This is a genomic window from Agromyces flavus, assembly GCF_900104685.1.
Lineage (GTDB): Bacteria > Actinomycetota > Actinomycetes > Actinomycetales > Microbacteriaceae > Agromyces > Agromyces flavus.
This window is the reverse complement of record NZ_LT629755.1, coordinates 3,599,169-3,616,417: the sequence shown is the minus strand read 5'-3', so window position 1 is coordinate 3,616,417 and position 17,249 is coordinate 3,599,169. Positions and strand designations below refer to the sequence as shown.

General features: G+C 68.6%; 18 protein-coding genes. 7 read left to right on the top strand and 11 right to left on the bottom strand.

Features of this window, described 5'->3' with window-relative positions; translation table 11 throughout:
- Window positions 1-2: 2 nt before the first annotated feature.
- A complete protein-coding gene (locus tag BLT99_RS17175; RefSeq protein WP_092675215.1) occupies window positions 3-683 on the bottom strand; it encodes a DUF4391 domain-containing protein in 681 nt (226 codons plus the stop codon).
- Window positions 676-3,948, bottom strand: a complete 3,273-nt coding sequence (locus BLT99_RS17170) for a helicase-related protein (protein WP_092675211.1) — start codon at window positions 3,946-3,948, stop codon at window positions 676-678. The genes BLT99_RS17175 and BLT99_RS17170 overlap by 8 nt, the downstream gene beginning before the upstream one ends.
- A 302-nt stretch (window positions 3,949-4,250) precedes the next feature.
- Between BLT99_RS17170 and BLT99_RS17165 the strand changes: the two genes are divergently transcribed.
- Both BLT99_RS17165 and BLT99_RS17160 read left to right on the top strand, forming a co-directional pair.
- Window positions 4,251-4,661, top strand: coding sequence for a (deoxy)nucleoside triphosphate pyrophosphohydrolase (locus BLT99_RS17165; protein ID WP_092675208.1), 411 nt, complete (start codon window positions 4,251-4,253; stop codon window positions 4,659-4,661).
- A 73-nt stretch (window positions 4,662-4,734) separates the two neighbouring features.
- The gene (locus BLT99_RS17160; protein ID WP_133988503.1) at window positions 4,735-5,763 is read left to right on the top strand and encodes a hypothetical protein; all 1,029 of its coding nucleotides are present in this window, start codon (window positions 4,735-4,737) and stop codon (window positions 5,761-5,763) included.
- 293 nt (window positions 5,764-6,056) lie between these two features.
- Here BLT99_RS17160 and BLT99_RS17715 read toward each other — a convergent pair whose 3' ends face one another.
- Complete coding sequence (locus BLT99_RS17715; RefSeq protein ID WP_133988504.1) at window positions 6,057-6,653, bottom strand: hypothetical protein; 597 nt, start codon at window positions 6,651-6,653, stop codon at window positions 6,057-6,059.
- 285 nt (window positions 6,654-6,938) lie between these two features.
- Between BLT99_RS17715 and BLT99_RS17150 the strand changes: the two genes are divergently transcribed.
- Entirely contained in the window at window positions 6,939-7,754 is an 816-nt protein-coding gene (locus BLT99_RS17150; RefSeq protein WP_157675027.1) for a nuclease-related domain-containing protein, read from the top strand.
- Between the two features lie 64 nt (window positions 7,755-7,818).
- Here BLT99_RS17150 and BLT99_RS17145 read toward each other — a convergent pair whose 3' ends face one another.
- Together BLT99_RS17145 and BLT99_RS17140 are read right to left on the bottom strand one after the other, a co-directional pair.
- Window positions 7,819-9,192, bottom strand: a complete 1,374-nt coding sequence (locus BLT99_RS17145; protein WP_092675196.1) for a hypothetical protein — start codon at window positions 9,190-9,192, stop codon at window positions 7,819-7,821.
- Between the two features lie 10 nt (window positions 9,193-9,202).
- Complete coding sequence (locus BLT99_RS17140) at window positions 9,203-10,471, bottom strand: coiled-coil domain-containing protein (protein WP_092675193.1); 1,269 nt, start codon at window positions 10,469-10,471, stop codon at window positions 9,203-9,205.
- Window positions 10,472-10,531: 60 nt separating this feature from the next.
- Between BLT99_RS17140 and BLT99_RS17135 the strand changes: the two genes are divergently transcribed.
- Window positions 10,532-10,969: a hypothetical protein gene (locus BLT99_RS17135; RefSeq protein WP_092675190.1), complete on the top strand. Its 438-nt coding sequence runs from the start codon at window positions 10,532-10,534 to the stop codon at window positions 10,967-10,969.
- A gap of 24 nt (window positions 10,970-10,993) precedes the next feature.
- Here BLT99_RS17135 and BLT99_RS17130 read toward each other — a convergent pair whose 3' ends face one another.
- Genes BLT99_RS17130 through BLT99_RS17120 form a run of 3 tightly spaced genes read right to left on the bottom strand, consistent with a single transcriptional unit; the run spans window position 10,994 to window position 12,250 of the window.
- A complete protein-coding gene (locus BLT99_RS17130) occupies window positions 10,994-11,272 on the bottom strand; it encodes a hypothetical protein (protein ID WP_188434375.1) in 279 nt (92 codons plus the stop codon).
- Complete coding sequence (locus BLT99_RS17125) at window positions 11,269-12,015, bottom strand: RNA polymerase sigma factor (RefSeq protein ID WP_092675186.1); 747 nt, start codon at window positions 12,013-12,015, stop codon at window positions 11,269-11,271. The genes BLT99_RS17130 and BLT99_RS17125 overlap by 4 nt, the downstream gene beginning before the upstream one ends.
- Window position 12,016: 1 nt before the next feature.
- On the bottom strand, window positions 12,017-12,250 hold the full coding sequence (locus tag BLT99_RS17120; protein WP_092675184.1) for a hypothetical protein: 234 nt from the start codon (window positions 12,248-12,250) through the stop codon (window positions 12,017-12,019).
- Between the two features lie 172 nt (window positions 12,251-12,422).
- On the opposite strand from BLT99_RS17120, the gene BLT99_RS17115 reads away from it, so the two are divergent.
- From BLT99_RS17115 to BLT99_RS17105, 3 genes are read left to right on the top strand one after another with little or no spacing between them, the layout of a single operon-like run.
- Window positions 12,423-13,136 (top strand): hypothetical protein, encoded by a 714-nt coding sequence (locus tag BLT99_RS17115; protein WP_092675181.1) that lies wholly within the window; start codon window positions 12,423-12,425, stop codon window positions 13,134-13,136.
- A 44-nt stretch (window positions 13,137-13,180) separates the two neighbouring features.
- Entirely contained in the window at window positions 13,181-13,696 is a 516-nt protein-coding gene (locus BLT99_RS17885; RefSeq protein WP_197675508.1) for a nucleotidyltransferase family protein, read from the top strand.
- A gap of 47 nt (window positions 13,697-13,743) precedes the next feature.
- Entirely contained in the window at window positions 13,744-14,016 is a 273-nt protein-coding gene (locus BLT99_RS17105) for a HepT-like ribonuclease domain-containing protein (RefSeq protein WP_229724493.1), read from the top strand.
- A 46-nt stretch (window positions 14,017-14,062) separates the two neighbouring features.
- Here the strand turns inward: BLT99_RS17105 and BLT99_RS17100 are convergent, their stop codons facing one another.
- From BLT99_RS17100 to BLT99_RS17090, 3 genes are all read right to left on the bottom strand, one after another.
- Complete coding sequence (locus tag BLT99_RS17100; protein WP_092675175.1) at window positions 14,063-15,025, bottom strand: carbohydrate kinase family protein; 963 nt, start codon at window positions 15,023-15,025, stop codon at window positions 14,063-14,065.
- Complete coding sequence (locus BLT99_RS17095; protein WP_092675173.1) at window positions 15,018-16,028, bottom strand: glycoside hydrolase family protein; 1,011 nt, start codon at window positions 16,026-16,028, stop codon at window positions 15,018-15,020. Before BLT99_RS17095 ends, BLT99_RS17100 begins: the two co-directional genes overlap by 8 nt.
- Window positions 16,029-16,101: 73 nt before the next feature.
- Window positions 16,102-17,154 (bottom strand): LacI family DNA-binding transcriptional regulator, encoded by a 1,053-nt coding sequence (locus BLT99_RS17090; RefSeq protein ID WP_092675170.1) that lies wholly within the window; start codon window positions 17,152-17,154, stop codon window positions 16,102-16,104.
- Between the last annotated feature and the right edge of the window lie 95 nt (window positions 17,155-17,249).

The following is a 17,249-nucleotide window of genomic DNA, read 5'->3' as shown; positions in this document are numbered from 1 at the left end:
GGTCATTCCTTGTTGCTCGGGGCGGAGTCAGTCAGCGCGGTGAGCGCTTCGGTGTGTTCCTTGATCTGCCTGAGGAGTCTGATCTTCCGGTTGAGCTGCGGTTCGGTGCGCAGCTTCCTCTCCAGCGCGGCGATCTCGCGCTGGACCTTTCGGGCCTTGCCCAGCCTGTCAGTCGCCTCCGACACGGTCTCCCCGGCGCGCGTCTCGACCGGCAGCAACGCCGCGAGAATCGCCTCGTAGAGGCCAGCGAGATCGAGCGTAGTAGGCAGCGGGCGGCGCAATGCGTCGGTGGGCTGCCAGTCGGTGGTGAAATATGCACCGATGGTCGGGATCTTGCTGACGACCGACTTCTGTGCCGCGACAGTTCGCACGCGGCCACGACTCTCGATCTCGAAAATGATCGGGAAGTGCACTGCCCTGTCCATGGCGGCGAGGACGTCATTGGAAACGTTCTGACCTTTAGCTTCGACGGTGAAGACCTGAATCTCGGGGACCGCCGGCGTGCCACGCAGGCGGAGAGTTTCGTCAGCGAGCTTGTACGCCCAGGTGATGCGCTGGACCTCTTCGACGAACTTCTCGCGAAGCGCGGCGCGCATGGTTCCGTACTCATAGAACTTCGTCTTCGACACGGTGCGGCCGAGCGCGGCGTTCGCGGGCCAGCGGAACAGGACGGGTTCAGTCATCGACGGGCTCCTCGACAATGGCGAGGAAGGCGATCAGCTCGAAGTCGTCGAGCCCGGCGATGGTCTGCACGAGCGCGGTCGTATGGCCGTGGCTAAAGAGGCTCTCGACGTCGCGTTCCTCGATAACGTCGATCATGGAGCGGATCGCCTCGGTGAGCAGGTGGCTGTATTGGCCCATGTCGGCGCCGTCGCGGGTGGCGGCGTTGAAGATCCGGCACACCTCCCAGGCGGGTTCGTCGCGGTTGCGGCATCCAGCCCGGATCAGGTCGAGCAGGTGCTTGACCTCGGTGTGGTCGGCGATCACCTCGCCCCGGTCGTCGAGGTAGACAAGGTAGTGCGGATGCAGTCGGTTGCCGCGGTTGAGGTGATCGTCGGCATTGATGTTGCGCAGCACGAACAGCGCACCGGGCTTCAATCCCTTGTCGGGCTGCGCGGGCACGACAGCGTGCAGGCCCTTCGGCGCGCCGGCAAGGTTGCCGTACTCCTTGATGTAGCCGAGCAGGTCCATGCGGAAGTCGTTCAGGCCCAGGTCGGTGATCGACACCCCGGTGCGGACGTCTTCGAGTTCGATGACCTCATCCTGGAGCTTGCGGAGCTGCTCCTTACGGAATGCGGCGTCGCTGGCCTCCTGGGTGAGCACGTTGTCGTCGGCGGTCGCAGCGAGGTCGGCGATGACCATGCGGTTCTCGACCCGCTCCTTGAGGTTGATGTACTCGTCGAGGGAGATGTCGGGCCAGAAGTTCACCAGCTGGATGCGCCCGTTGGTCGAGCCGATGCGGTCGATGCGGCCGAAGCGCTGGATGATCCGCACAGGGTTCCAGTGGATGTCGTAGTTGACCAGGAAGTCGCAGTCCTGGAGGTTCTGACCCTCGCTGATGCAGTCGGTGCCGATCAGCACGTCGATCTCGCCAGTCTCGCGCGGCATCACGAGGTGGCGCTGCTTCGACCGCGGCGAGAATAGCGTGAGGGTTTGCTGGAAGCCGTAGCCCTTGCCGACGGTAGTGGACGGGTTGCCCTGCCCGGTGACGAGGGCGCTGTCGTAGCCGTGCTGTTTGAGTGCTGGGGCGAGGTTCTTATAGAGGTACTCGGCGGTGTCGGCGAACGCGGAAAAGATCAGCACCTTGCGGTTGTCGGGGTTCAACGGCTGCTGGAACTTGCCCGCGATCACGGCGCGCAGTTCGCCGAGCTTCGAGTCGTGCTCGGGGGTGATGCTGCTAATCGAGGCGAGGAGCTGCTGGATGACCTTGCCGTCATTGACGAGGTCGCGATTCCAGGACTCGACATCCATGTCGGACAAGTCGATCCGGACCTTCTTGCCAACCGTGCCGCTGGTCGGGAACTCGAAGTCGTCGTCCTCGGCGTCGACATCCGCGAACGACGCAACGACGTCCGCGATGCTCGCGGCATGGTTGTCGATGGCCTCGATTGCCTCGGCGACCGTGAACTCCAGTCGGTTCAGGGTGAGCCGGAACGCCTCGACACTGCTCTCAAGACGCTTGAGCAGGTTCACCGTCATGAGCTTCCGGATGCCCTGTTCACGGCTGGCGGCTCCCAGGTTCGCCGTCTGCCCGCCCATGACGTTCTGGCCCGCGCCGGCGCCATAGAGCTGCTCGTACTTTTCCCGTCGACTTGGGAACACGTACGCCAGTGGCGCATAGACGGCGAGGGTGAGGAGTTGAAGCTGCTCGAAGATCTCGTTGAACGTCGGAACGCCGGCCAAATCGGTCAGCGGTGGACGGAGCGACGCGGGCTTCAGCCGCTCAGGGAACGCTCCAACTTCCGTGGTGTCGTAGAAGGCCTGGATGTGCTTGCGCGAGCGGGCAATGGTGACTGCGTCGAGCACCTCAAAGAAGTCGAAGTCAAGCCGGTTAAGGATCGCGTCGGTCGTGCGAGCTTCCGGGGCCAGGTCGGACCACTCATTGAAGACCCGCTGCGCCTGGCGGAACACTTCCTCGATGGAAGTCTGAATGTTCAGCTTCGCGGCGAGCTGCTTAGAGTCACCCTCGTAGGCAAGCGCAAGCTGGTTGCGCAGGTCGTTGAAGCGGTTGTTCACTGGCGTCGCCGACAGCATCAGCACCTTGGTCTTCACGCCTTCTCGGATAACCTTGCGCATCAGCCTCTGGTAACGAGTCTCTCGCTCCTGGACGTAGTCGGCGTTGCGGAAGCTGTGCGACTCGTCGATCACGACTAGGTCGTAATTGCCCCAGTTGATCAAGTCGAGCCGCTTGCCGAGCGATTCGCCGCGATCGCGCGACAGGTCGGTGTGGGCGAGCACGTCGTAGTTGAATCGATCCTTCGCGAAGATGTTCGTCGTGTAGTTCGAGTTGTAATTCGTCCAGTTGTCGGCGAGTTTCTTCGGGGCAAGCACGAGCACGGTCTTGTTCCGCAGTTCGTAGTACTTGATCACCGCCAAGGCGGTGAATGTCTTCCCGAGGCCCACGCTGTCGGCGAGGATGCAACCGTTGTAGGTCTCCAGCTTGTTGATCACGCCAGTCGCGGCGTCCTTCTGGAAGTTGTACAGCGCCTTCCAGACCTCGGTGTCCTGGTACCCGGTCAGGTCGTTCGGCAGCACATCGTCGCTGATGTCGTCGAGGAACTCGCTGAAGAGGTTGTAGAGGATGAGGAAGTACACCCGCTGCGGCGAGTTCTCCGCGTAGACGCTCGCGATATGGTCGCGAACCGCCTCGGTCACGTCCTCGACATGGTTGGGATTGTGCCAGATCTGATCGAAGAGCTGGATGTACTGCTGTGTGAACGGGACATCGTCGATCTTATGCACCATGTTCGACAGCGCCGGGCCACGCTCATAGCCGAGATCCGCGGTGGTGAAGCCCTGCAAGGGCGCATAGGCCAAGGTGTCGTCGACCACGGCGAACGATTGCATCGGCGCGCCCGTGTGGTTCGAGCGAAACGTCACCTTCTGGCGCACCCACTCGGCGCACTCACGCGCGATGGCGCGTTGGGTGAGCTTGTTCCGGAGCCGGATCTCGAACTCGGAGCCATACAGGGTCGCATCCCGGCGAGGGTCATTCGGGATGAAGAACTGGCGGCGTTCCGCGGCCGGCTTGTCGGTCGCCGTCGCCGCGGTGAATGACGGGGCGGTGAACACGAACTCGAGCTCATCGATCTGCGACAGCTCCACCTTGAGCGCCTCGTACGCGAAGATCGAGAACGTTGAGGCTGCAATCCGCAGCTTCGAACCTGGCTTGATCTCGCTTTTAATGTCGTCGCCGAGCAGCTCGTTGAGGTTGTCGATAATGCGCATCAGCGAGTAACTCCGCTGTGCCGCATTGCCATTTCGGAACTCCAGATCGATCGCGAGGTGAGGGCCCGGACGTATGCAGCCTAATAGGCAGGCGTAGAGCGCCGGGGAGCCGGCCGTCCCCCATTTAGGGGGCCTTGCCTGCGCTGGCGCAAGGGGTGCCGGCGGTCGGCGGCGTCAGCGCCCAATCCGCCGCAACCGTGCTGATGCTTGGATTCGTGCTCGTGCTCGCCGGCTGTCCCGATCGTACGCAGGATGATCCATCTGCCATCGTCCGTGCGACGGAGTGCAAGTAGATTCAGAGCGTGACTAAGCAGCTCGAAGTAGTGGCGGCGGCGATTCGTGATGGGGACCTGACGTTCGCATGCCGACGCGCTCCTGGCAAGGCTGCGGAAGGTCGGTGGGAGTTTCCAGGCGGCAAAGTCGAAGCCGGAGAGGATCCGCGGGCAGCGCTCAAGCGAGAGCTGCGGGAAGAGCTCGGCATCGACGTTGAAGTTGGCGAGCTCATCGACAGGACAGAGACACGGGTGGGCGACCTGACGATTGATCTCGCCACGTACGATGCGCGGCTGCTCGGCCCTCAGCCCTTCCAGAGCACTGACCACGATTTGCTCGAGTGGCTCCAGCCCCACCAACTGGGACAAGTGGACTGGGCGGACCCCGACGTACCGGCCGCCGCCGTCCTGGCTGCTCGGCACACCAATCAGGCGAGCTGAGGGCCACGATCCGAGGACGGCACGCTCTGACGCAGGCCATGTCGCGTGGCATCGAGCCCGCTAGGTTGTGAATGTGACCAGCTCTCCGCCATTTCGCTTTACACCCGGCGACTTTGTCACTCGGCGCGACCTCGCGATCGAGTACGGCGGAAGTACGCAAGGTGGCATCGTCGCGAGTCGACAGTCGAATATGGTCTTCCTGTTTACTGACCCGGCCCACGGATCTCAGTTCGGCTATGTGTACGACGGCTTCGCCGATGATGGGTCCGCGTATTACTACACCGGTGCGGGACAGAGCGGTGACCAGGTCCTGACTCATTCGAATGCTCCGATCGCGAAGGCCTCTCAACGCGGCAGTGCAATTCAGCTCTTCGCCGCCGACGGCTTCATTGCGGGCACCGGAACCAAGCGGCAGCGCTACATCGGTGAGTTCGTGCTTGATCCAAGCGAACCAGTCCAACGCATGCCAGCCCACAGCGCGGACGGTAAGGAAGCACGCACCGTTCTCGTCTTTCGGTTGCTGCCGGTGACTGAGCTGCCCCCTCAGCTCGTCGATGTGGCCGGTCGCTCCCAACTCCCGAGCGAACCGTTTGCCATCGAAGTTCCTACGGAGATCAACTCGGCAGAGTTCTTCGAAACTGCAGGCACCCCCGGTCAGATTGCCGTGAGGCGCGAGTCCGATCTCGTGACATCCTTTCTTTCAAGCCAACCCGATCGGGAGTTCAGTCGGTGGGCAATCAACTTGCCGGCGGAGCGTACACGGCTGCTCACCGATGTCTACGACGAGCGTGATCGCATCTTGTACGAGGCAAAGGCCATCGCGGGGCGGTCAGACTTACGCATGGCGGTCGGCCAGCTGTACGACTATCGGCGTCACATCGAGGTAGCAGACCTCCGTTGCTCGGTCCTCCTGCCAGCACGACCGAGCGCCGACCTTCGCGACCTCCTCCTCGACGCCGGCCTAGGTTTGGTCTTCAAGGAGCACAGTGCGTTCACCTTCGAGTTCGCGGGCACTCCACGGGCCCCTTGCCACGGCAGCCGGCTAACGCCGGGTCGTGCTACACCGATTCGGCCGTCGCCTGATCTGCCGAGGGTGCGGTGATGTGCCTCAATCTGCGTTAACAGGCGTCCGTCACTCTTGGTCGGATCATCCTGATGTAGGGCGCGCTCGACTTCGTGGGACGAAGGGTCGACGGATGCACCGGCTTCAGGGTGGAGATATATCAGGTGTTCGCGGACATCGTGGCTCAAAGCCTTCGCAAGACTCTCGCCTGACCCTGGCGCGACCTCGACCAACTCGACGCGCAGCGCCGCAGCGTGACGGCGATGCCGATTACGGGCACGACGTCGATCGAAATGCCTCATCGTGGCCAAGGCGACCGAAAGCTGAGAAACTTACTGCTCGAATGTGATCGAGTAACCGGAAAGCCCGTCGATGTCTACCTCAAACTGGACGGCATCGAGCGTCGACATGCTCCACCCGCTCTTCAGCTCGACGGACTGACCTGGTGCAAGATCCTCGAACTGTACGACACTGTCGATCTCTTCGTCGGATACGCTCAGAACGTCGTACTCGCCTTCATCGACATTCGTCGCGCGCGTGAACACGAAATTGTCGTCTCGCGTCAGTTCTGGCGAGACATTCTTGATTGTGACTGGAAAGTAGACGTTCATCATCTTCGCCTCCTGCTGGTTGGCGAAATTATCGAAAACCATGGCGTCGCCGCTGAGCGTGAACTCCACAGGATGCAGGACCGTAATCTCCAGCCGCATTTCGCCGTCGCGTGTGCTGGCGGAATAGATCGCTGTCTGGCCGAAGGCGCAAGTCGCATCCCAAGCTGCCGTTGCACACGTCGCGCCGGATGAAGGTGTAGAGGCCGGGGCAGGGGTCCCGGCGTCATCGACCTCGCGTTGATTACTGATACCCCCACAACCGCCGAGCGTCACCGCGACCATCACCGCAACGCTGGCCGAGCAGACCCACTTGATCATCCGAGCACCCCTCTGAGTCCAGCCCACAGACGCACGTTCCGTCCTGCGGACGGATGGCTGGACGGGCGCCGGGAACGGACAGTCTGACAGTAATGCGTCCCTCCCCCTGCTGTCCGCCGCTGTGCACCGCGGCTGTGGCCAGCCACGATCGCGGGCCGAGGAAAGTAGCACACGGTGGAACTGCCGAACACGCCGCAGGGCCTGACCCCGCGTTCGGGGACTCCCCTTCATCAACCCGCCACTGGCAGGATCGAGCGAGCCTACCGCCCGAACGAGGACCCACCCGTGAGCGCTGCGCACGCCTCTGCCGATTCCCTCCGCCACCGCCGCCCCGCGACATCGGTCATCGCCGAGTGCCTGCGCGTGCAAGCGACCGTTCCACACAGCAACGCCGCGCAGCGCTTCTTCGGCGTCTCGCCGCTCGGGCGCGAGGCCGAGCCCTGGTACCTCGGCGCGCTCGACGAGCTCGAGGTCGGGCGGCGGCTCGCCGGGCTCGGGCCGGGGTGGGTCGTGCTGCACTCGGTACCAGTCGGTACCGGGTCGAGCGATCTCGACCACGTCGTGATCGGGCCGGGCGGGGTGTTCGCGATCAACACCAAGCACCACCGCGGGCAGAACGTGTGGGTGGGCGCGAAGCGCATCCTCGTGAACGGGCAGCGCACCGACCACCTGCGCATCGCGAAGTACGAGGCGACGCGCACGTCGAAGCTGCTCTCGGTCGCCGCGCGCATGCTCGTCGACGTCACGCCGATCGTCGCGATCGTCGGAGCCAAGCGGATGACGCTGTGCGAGCGCCCGACGGATGTGGTCGTGCTGCGCGAGCACGAGTTGGTGCGCTGGCTGCAGCGACATCCGGTCACCCTCACGCCCGAGCAGGTGCAGCACCTCACCGCCGTCGCGGCGCAGCCGGCGGCGTGGAGACGGATGCCGGAGCCCGATGCGGTCGACCACGAGGCCTTCGACCGGCTGCAGACAGCCGTCGGCCGGGCCCGTCGACGCCGCGGCGCCTGGATCTTCGCCATCGTCGCCTCCATCCCGGTGGTCGCGATCGCGCTCGGATCGGCGATACCCGACATGCTCAGCGCGATACTGGCGCGATAGCCCGCGACAGTCGGCGCACGAGAGCGGCTGCCTGCGGCTGCGAGACCCGCGATCGGGCGGCGGCCTACCCGTCGAAGAACCCGTCCAAGATGCTGCCGATCACGAGGCCGCCGAGGATGCCGCCCATGACGTCGCCGCTGCCGCTGCCGCGCCGTCCGCCGCCCCAGCCCGGCCCACCCCAGCCGGGCCCACCGCCCCACTGGTCGTAGCCCTGCGGCCGCGACGCGTCGATGTCGCGGCGCGCCAGCTGCAGCGCCTCACCCGCGAGGTAGGCGGCGCGTCGCGCCATCCCCATCGCCTGCTCGCGATGGTCCTCGGCGATCGTCGGAACCGTCGACGCCGGCATGCCCAGGAACTGGTCGAGGTCGAGGCGGATGCGCTCGGACTCGGCCAGCCGCGTGCGCGCGTCGGCGCCGATCCATCCGCGGTGGCCGGCGATCACGTCGCGGGCGACGGCGAGTTGGCGGTCGGCATCGTCGATCGCGTGGCGCACGTGCTCGAGCGGTGGGATGGGTCGTGCCGCACGTTCGCGCGCGGCTGCGATCGCGGCATCCAGCCCCGCGTTGGCCTCGCGCAGCCGGTCGAGGTGCGTGAACGGATCGGTGTTGACGCCGGCTGCCGGAAGGGCGGCGAGGGCGCCCTGCAGTGAGTCGATCGCGGCCGCGACCGTCGGCGAGTGCGGCTCCTTGAGCGCCACGGCGATGTCGCCGCGGGAGTCCTCGACGATCGCCGCGAGCGTGGACTCCGCTCGCAGCGCCTCGACCTCGAAGGTCTCCACCGCGTCGAGCAGGGTCGCCGCACGACGCACCGCCTCGGTCGCGGCCTCGAGCGCGAGGTTGGCCTGCTCGCGCTGGCCGGCCTCGCGGCGCCGCTCGGCCACGCCGGCACCGTGCTCGGCGAACCCGAGCAACTGCTCGGCCTGCGCCGGGTTGGCCTCGACCTGGGCGAGCGCCTCGGGGGCGTAGCGGGCCGCGAGCCGGTCGACGGTCTGACGCGCGTTCGGCAGGCGCTCGCGAAGCAGGACGATGTCGCCGCGGATGCCGGCGATGATCTCGGGCGCACGCCGCGCCCGCGCGATCCGGTCGGCGAGCGCCGCCGTCTGCTGGTCGATCACGTCCTCGGCCCACTCGCACAGCTGCACGATGCGCGCGTTGCGCGTCCGCAACTCCTCGGCGGTGTCGGGGATGTGGTCGTAATTGAGCTGGTTCAGCCGGAACGCCTCGCCGAGGTGCTCGCGCACCGTCGTGAGGGCCGTGCTCAGCGGCCGGGTCGCGTCGGCCCCGAGCTCCGCCTCGGCGAAGCCGAGCTCGTCGGTGGTCACGCGGATGCGCTCGTCGGCGGCGACCAGTGCTGCGCCGGCGCGCTTCGCCAAATCGGCGTCCTGCGCAGCCAGCTGCTCCTGCTCTTCACGCTTGCGCTTGCCCCAGAACCCGGCCATGCCTCCGATCCTAGGGTTGGCGCTGGCGTGCAGGCTGTGGATGGCTCAGGCTCGGCGATCGGGCATCGCGGATGTCGCGACGCGCCAGGCGCAGGGCCTCGGCCGCGAGCTCGGCGAGCCGACCGGCCATCGCGACGACCCGGGCACGATGCTCGCCGTCCCGGCTGGCGATCGTCGTCTCCGCGTTGCCGAGGAAGAGGGCGAGGTCGACGCGAATGCGCTCGGCCTCGGCGAGCCGCTTCAGCGCCTCGGGGCCGATCCATCCCGAGTGGCCGGCGATCACCTCGCGGGCGACGTCGAGCTGCCGATCCGCGTCGTCGATCGCCCGCTGCACCTGCACGAGCGACGGGATGGGACGACCCGCGCGCTCGCGAACCGCGGCGGTCGCGGCATCCAGCGCCGCCGTCGCATCGCGCAGCCGCGTCACGTGCGCGATCGGATCGGTGTTCACGCCGGCCGCGGGCAGGTCAGCGAGGGCCGCCTGGAGCTCGCCGATCGCGCTCGCGAGCGCCCGCGACCGCGGCCGCATCTCGAGCCCGCCGGCGAGGTCGCGACGGGCGTCCTCGACGAGCGCGGCGAGCCCGGCCTCGGCCCGGAGCGCCTCGAGCTCGAACGTCTCGACCGCGTCGAGCAGGTTCGCCGCCTGCCGCACCGCCTCGGCGGACGCCTCGAGCGCCACGTGCGCCTGCTCGCGCTGCCCGGCGGCGCGACGTCGCTCGGCCACGCCCGCGCTGTGCTCGGCGAAGGCGACGAGCTGCTCGGCCTCGCCGGGGTTGCCCTGGATCGGGGTGAGCGCGTCGTGGGCGTACCGGGCGGCGAGTCGCTCGAGCGTCTGGCGGGCTTGCGGGATGTGCGTGCGAAGGATCTCGATGTCACCGAGGACCCCCGCCAGGACCTGCGGGGCACGGCGAGCGCGCGCGACGCGCTCGGCGAGCGCACCCGTGTGCTCATCGAGCAGCTCGTCCACCGACTCGCACAGTTCCAGGATGCGAAGGTGGCGTGTCCGCACGTCGGCGGCGGTCGCGGGTGCCGCGGCCGGAGTGGGCCGGTTCAGCCGGAACGCCTCGCCCAGGTTGGCGCGTGCCGCGACGAGTGCCTCGCTCAGCTCCTTCGTCGAGCCCCGACCGAGCTCGGCTTCGGCGAAGTCGAGTTCCTCGGCCGCGACGCGGATGCGCTCATCGGCCGCGAACAGCGCCGCTCCGGCCCGCCTCGCCACGTCGGCATCGGGGACCTCGAGCTCATGCGCGCTCCGCCGGCGCCTGACCCGGAACCCGGTCATGTCCCGATCCTAAGCGCGCCCGCACCCCGGCGCGCCGCGCCATCCCCCTACGCTGACGGCATGACCGAATCGAGCGTGCCGTCGCCCCTCCGCATCCGCTGGGGTTGGTTCGTCGGATGCATCGTGCTCGGCCTCGCCGCAATCCTGCTCGGGCTCGTCGCCGCACCCGCCGCCGACCGCGCGGCCTACCTCGCCGGAGTGCTCGGCGGGGTCGGCGCCACGCTGCTGCTCGTCGGGATCGTGGTGCTGCTCGAGCGCCGCATCGTCGACACCGCCGTGCGGGTCGTGCGAGACGCCACGGAAGCGGCGCGCCTCCGCACCGATGCGGCGATGCGAGCGCAGGTCCGCGATCTCGAGGACCGCATCGCCGACCTCTGGGCCACGACGACCGAGACGCCCGAGGACGCGGCCGCGAAGAGCGAGCAGACCCGGCGCATGGCCGACGAGTTCACGAAGCGCGTCGTCGACGAGTACACCGACGAGGATGGCACGCCGTAGGCGGCGCGCGTCGCGCGGCTCGGCTCACCGCGCGAGCTCGCCATCCAGGCGCGCCACTGCATCGGTCGGGGTCAGCTCCTGCTCGTCAGCGATCAACGCCGCGAGCGACCGCGCCTCCTCGAGGCACGCGCCGCACCCGTTCAGGTGCACGCGCAGGGGCTCGGCCAGCGGCGCGCTCGAGCCGAGGAGGCCCTCGACCGCGGCATCGACCTGCTCGAAGCAGTCGTCGCACGAGAGCCAGGGCTCGGTATCCGCTGTCAGCCGTTCGATTGCGTCGGGGGTCAGCGACGTGGGTTCGGTCATGGGTTCACCTCCTTCGGGCTTCCGGATGGCGCGGCGCCGCGCTCCGACGATGCCGGGCCGCCACTCCGTTCCGCCAGGAGCCCGCGCTCGGCGAGGTACGCGCGCAACCGCTGGCGACCATCGTGCAGCGTCTTGTAGAGCGCCCCGCGGTTCGTGCCCAGCCGCTCGGCGAGCACGTCGATCGGGACGCCGTCGACGAGCACCGCGAGCATGATCCGTCGCTGGTGCGGCGTCACCGCTTCGGCGAGGCCGTCGCGGACGGCCCGGCCCAGTTCACTCAGCTCGGCGTGCGCCTCGGGCGACGACATGGCGGCGTCGCCGCGCTCGGCCAGCTCGGGCAGCTCGATCTCGCGGTCGTGCCACGAGGCGCGGCGCACCTCGACACCGGCGTGCAGGATGGCGAACTTGTACGCCCAGGTCGTGAACCTGCTGCGCCCCTCGAACGCGGTCAATCGCGACAGCACCGACACGGTCGCCTCATCGGCGGCCGAGTTCACGACCTCGTCTCGGCGGACCGCGCCGAGCCCGACGGCCTCGGGCATCCGCCCGACCTGGTGCCGCGCCGCACGCAGCATCAACTCATGCAGGTCGCCGACGGCCGCGTCGCGCACATGCCCGGTGGCCGACAGGCGGGTGACCCAGTCGGTGTCGCGAGGCGCGACATCCGCTCGCCGACGTTCGGTGCGCTGGGACGCGACATCCCTATGCCCGTAGGCTACCGCGGCGTGGTCGACGTCGCCCACCTCACTCACCTCGAGACCGCCCGTCCCCGCCGCGCCCGGCTTCGGCAGCGCGGGAGCGCTCGCGCGACACGATGATCGCGTGGACGTCGACCGCGGCGTCCTTGGCGAGGCGATGGGCCGTGAACTCGTCGAGCCCGGCCGCGATGAGCTGCTCGCGTCGCCACCGCAGGGAGCGCCCGCGCGGCTGCGAGCGCTCGGGCACCGGGATGCCGCGGATCGCGTCGGAACTGGTCATACGAGGTGAGTGTCGGAAACGCGCCACATCTTACCGAGCAGTGCGCAGTTCCATCCGGCCGGTAAGACCCCGCGATGCGGCGGCACCAACAGGGAGAGAAACCGTTGCCGTCGAGCTCGCGGAGCGCGATGCATCCGCCGGTCGGCACGGGGCCGACCAGGAAGGAACCATCATGTCCACCCGATCCACGGCGTCGTTCCGCGCCGCCGCCGTCCCGTTGATCGCCGCCTTCGCACTGACCGGCGGCCTGCTGACCGCCTGCAGTTCGAGCGCGGTCGCCGACCCGGTCGCGCTGTCGACGCGGTCGCAGGCGCATTCGCACGCCGGCCAAGGGTCCGACCTTCCGGCGGCCTCAGCCGAGGCGAGCCTCTACTCAGCCATGCGCACGCTGTGGGACCAGCACATGGCATGGACCTGGTCGACCGTCGTCGCGTTCGCCGAGGACTCGCCCGCGCTCGACCCCACGATCGCGCGCCTTCTCGCCAACCAGGCCGACATAGGCGACGCCATCGCGCCGTTCTACGGCGAGGACGCGGCGGCCCAGCTCACCGAGCTGCTGCAGACCCACATCACCCTGGCGGTCCCCGTGCTCACCGCAGCCGAGGCCGGCGACACGGATGCGCTCGACGCGGCGCTCGACGACTGGTACGCCAACGCGCGCGACATCGCCGACTTCCTCGCCGCCGCGAACCACGCGTGGGCCAAGCGCGACCTGCGCGACATGATGGAGACCCACATCACGCAGACCACCGCCTACGCGGCCGCCGTGCTCGCCGGCGACTACGAGTCCGCGATCGCGACATTCGACGAGGCGCAGGCGCACATGGCCGAGATGGCCGACATGCTGAGCGCGGGGCTGATCGCGCAGTTCCTGGAGCGGTTCTGAGTCCACGATCGCAGGCGCTCCCGTGGCCTCTCGACTGGTACCAGATGGTACTCTGGTACCAGGAGGACCTCATGGCCACGTTCACGCCGATCAAGATCGATCCGGCGACCGATCGCCTGGTCGCCGACGCTGCGCACATCCTCGGACGAACCAAGAAGGACATCGTCTCCGCGGCCGTTCGCGAGTTCATTGACGCACACCACGCCGAGCTCGAGGTCGGGGTGGCGGCGACCGCACGACGTCTGGCAACGGCCCCCGGAGCCGGCGTTCGACCGCTCCGCTCTCGGCTCAATGCGAATCGCGAGGAGCTGCTCACAGAGCTGGGCCGGCTCGGGGCCTCGAACGTCCGCGTATTCGGCAGCGTCGCGCGCGGCGACGAATCGGCGACGAGTGATATCGATCTGCTCGTCGACCTGACTGAGGACGTCGGCATGTTCGGGCTGGGCAGCATGCGAAGCGCAGCCGAGCGCATCCTCGACGCACCAGTCGACATCGTGCCGGCATCGAGCTTGAAGCCCGACGTCGCAGACGCAGCGCTGCGTGAGGCGAGGCCCGTGTGAGCCGGTCCCCACGCGCTCGCCTCGAAGACGTCAAGGCGGCATGCATCGTGATCGCGGAGTATGCGTCACGGGCGGGCGACGACGGCATCGTGTTCGATGCGATCCGTGTACGGCTCATCGAGATCGGCGAGGCGGTGAAAGACCTGGACCCCTCGCTCATCGCGTCGGAACCTGATATCCCGTGGGCTGAGATAGCGAGGATGCGCGATCAACTCGCGCACCGGTACTTCGACACGTCGCACGCGATCGTGAGCGCCACCGCACGCGACGACATCCCGCGGCTCGCGGCCGCGGTCGAACGGCTTCTCGAGCGGATGTAGCTGAGCCCTGCCAAGGGTCACCCGATGACGGTCACGACCGCAGCCGTCACCAGACGACGGTGCCCGCCGCCCCCGTCGTGCCGCGGTCGACCGCCGCCGCCTGCTGCGCTCGGGCGACCTCGTCGGCGGTCGGCAGGTCGGCGCCGACGCGGCTGACAGTGACGCCGGCGGCCGTAGCGGCGAAGCGACCCAGCCGAAGGAGGTCGGCCTCGCCGAGCTCGGCCAGGGCCGCGCGACCGTCGAGCTGCAGCACGCCCGCGATCAGCGCGGCCATGAACGTGTCGCCCGCGCCGACCGTGTCACGGACCTGGACTGGCAGGGATTCCACCTCGACCCGAGCCGCACGCGTCGCGAGTATCGCGCCGTCGCCGCCGCGCGTCGCCGCGGCGAGCGCGACGCCGAGGTCGAGCAGGCGATCGAGCACGTCGCCGAGCGGCTCACCGGGATAGAGCCACTCCGCGTCCTCGTCGCTGAGCTTCACGAGGTCGGCCGTGGCCGCGAGCGACTCGAACGTGGCGCGCACCTCGGAGCGCTCGCCGAGGAGGGCCGGCCGGATGTTCGGGTCGAGGGACACCAGCACGTCGGCGGGTCGCGACGCGAGCGCATCGGCGACCACGGAAGCCCCGGGCTCGAGGAACAGCGCGATCGAACCCGAGTGCACCACGGCCGCCGAGTCGGCGGCCACGGGCGAGGGCAGCCGCCACTCGATGTCGAAGTCGTACATGGCCGCACCCGACGCATCGAGCACCGCCAGCGCAGTGGACGTGCGCTCCAGGCTCAGCGACTCGGGATCGACACCGACACCGGAACCTTCCAGCCGTTCGAGGATCGCCCGGCCGTCGTCATCCGGCCCGAGCGCCGTGCGAAGCCGAGTTTCGACGCCGAGACGGGCCAACCCAAGCGCGACGTTGGCGGGCGAGCCGCCGGGCGACCGGGTGATCGACGTGCCGTCGTCGACGAGGTCCATGAGCGCCTCGCCGATGACGAGCGCGCCCGAGCGCTCAGGCATCGGCCGTCACCCCCGCCGGGCTCGCACCGGCAACCGGCGTAACGAAACGCCCCGCGACATCCGCCGCCACCGTCAACCGCCCGTCGACCCACGCGACCGGCATCGGATCGGTGATCTCCCCGACCCACGACCCATCCGGCGTGGTGTTGCGGAACGCCATCATCTGCCACCTCCCAGCGCGGTCGCGCACGAGCCGCCCGACGTAGAGCTGCTCGTCAGCAACACGGTACGCGCTCGCGATGTCGAACGGCGCGGCCGGGTCATCGACGTTCACGGCCCAGATTCCGCCGCGCTCTCCCGCGGCTTGGCGATCGGCGGAAAGCTCGGAGCCGAGGCACGAGAACAGGAGCACCCACCGCCCGTCGACCTGCTCGAGCTGCAGCACCTCGAGCTGCCCGAACCCCGAGCCGACCGTCGACCGCGGCGGCTCGACGCGCCACTCGACGAGATCGGCCGACCACGCGGTACCGACCACGCCGCGCGACGACGGCTCGCCGACCTTCGCACGCGCGGTCAGCAGCATCCGCCACCCCTCGCCCGACGGGTCGCGGAACACCCACGGGTCGCGCCACGCCTCGTCGGGCCAGCCGCCGTCGGCGAGCTGCTCGTACCAGCGGGCGTCGGGCTCGACGAGAGCCCTGCCGGTGGTCGACCAGGTCATGAGGTCGTCGGATGTCGCGACGCCGATGCGCTGGACGAGTCCACTGCCGGCGCGGTCGACGCCGGTGTAGAACATGCGCCAGGTGCCGTCGTCGGCGCGCACCACGGAACCGGTCCAGGTCGCGAGGTCGTCGAACGCGGGCGCATCCGACGGCACGATCGCGTCAGCCACCTCGGTCCACTCGACGAGGTCGGTCGACACGGCGTGCCCGATCGTCGCCCGCCAGTGACGACGGTCGGGGTCGTGCAGCGCCCGGGACGCCTTCAGGAAGAAGAGATGGAACCGGTCGCCGTCGTCGGCGAACCAGAAGTCCCACACCCAGGATGCGGCGAGTCGGAGCATGTGCGGAGGAGCCTTTCGTAGGGGCCGGATGCGGGACGCGCCGTCGCGCCGTCGCATCGGCGGGAAGAACAGGTCAGCGAGCGGGCGGGGCGATGGACCCGCGCTCGACAATCGGACAGGGCAGCAGGGTCGCGACAGCGGACGCGGCATCCGGCTCGCCACTCCCCTCGATCAGACCGGCGAGCGTCCTCACCGCCCACGCGCCCATCTCGTAGTGCGGCAGCGCGACGGTGGACAGCGCCGGGTACAGGCTCGCGGGGATCGGCGCCTGGTCGTCGAAGCCGACGATCGAGACATCCGCCGGGATCGACAGGCCCAGCTCGGCGGCCGCGCGGTAGGCGCCCATCGCCATGCGGTCGTTGTAGCAGAACACCGCGGTGGGCCGGTCCTCCGGCGAGCGCCCGTGGTCGAGCAGCGCCATGGTCGCCTCGTAGCCGCCGGCCGCCTCGGACTCCGCCTCGACGACGTTCGCGTCGGGGTCGAGCCCGGCGGCGAGCATGCCGTCGCGGTAGCCCAGCAGGCGGCCGCGCGTGGCGGGCACGTCGACCGAGGTCGCGGCGAAGGCGATGCGCCGGTGGCCGGTCCGCACGAGCAGGTCGACGACGGATGCCGCGCCGGCGCGCTCGTCGGGCATGATCGACGGCACCTCGCCATCGCGATCGCGCGCACCGATGAGCACCGACGGCACGGCGTGCATGTGCTCGGGCAGCACGACCTCGTCGTGGTAGACGGTGGCGTAGATGATGCCGTCGGCCTGCCGGTCGAGGAACGCCTGCACCTCGGTCGGCTCGACATCGGGCTCGGACCGCAGCCGCGAGTTGATGATCGCGAGGGTGAGGTTGTGGCGGCTCGCCTCCTCCTGCGCACCGAGGATGATGCGACCCGCGTGCGGGGTCGTGGCGATCTCCTCGGTGAGCAGGCCGACCATACCCGAGGCCTGGGTGCGCAGGCCGCGGGCGAGCCGGTTCGGCTGGTAGCCGAGCCGAGTCGCGGCCTCACGGACGCGCGACTTCGTCTCGTCGCTCGTGCGGGTGTGCGGCGTGTCGTTGAGCACGTGCGAGACCGTCGTCACCGATACACCGGCCGCGGCCGCGACATCGCGGATCCCGACGTGCTTGCGAGGCATCCCTCTCCCCGTCCTCATCTCACCGCCTCCCTTCGTACCATCTCGAACCGGCCCGCACCGGCGGCAGCGCCGCCGCCACGCCGCCGGCCGGCCCC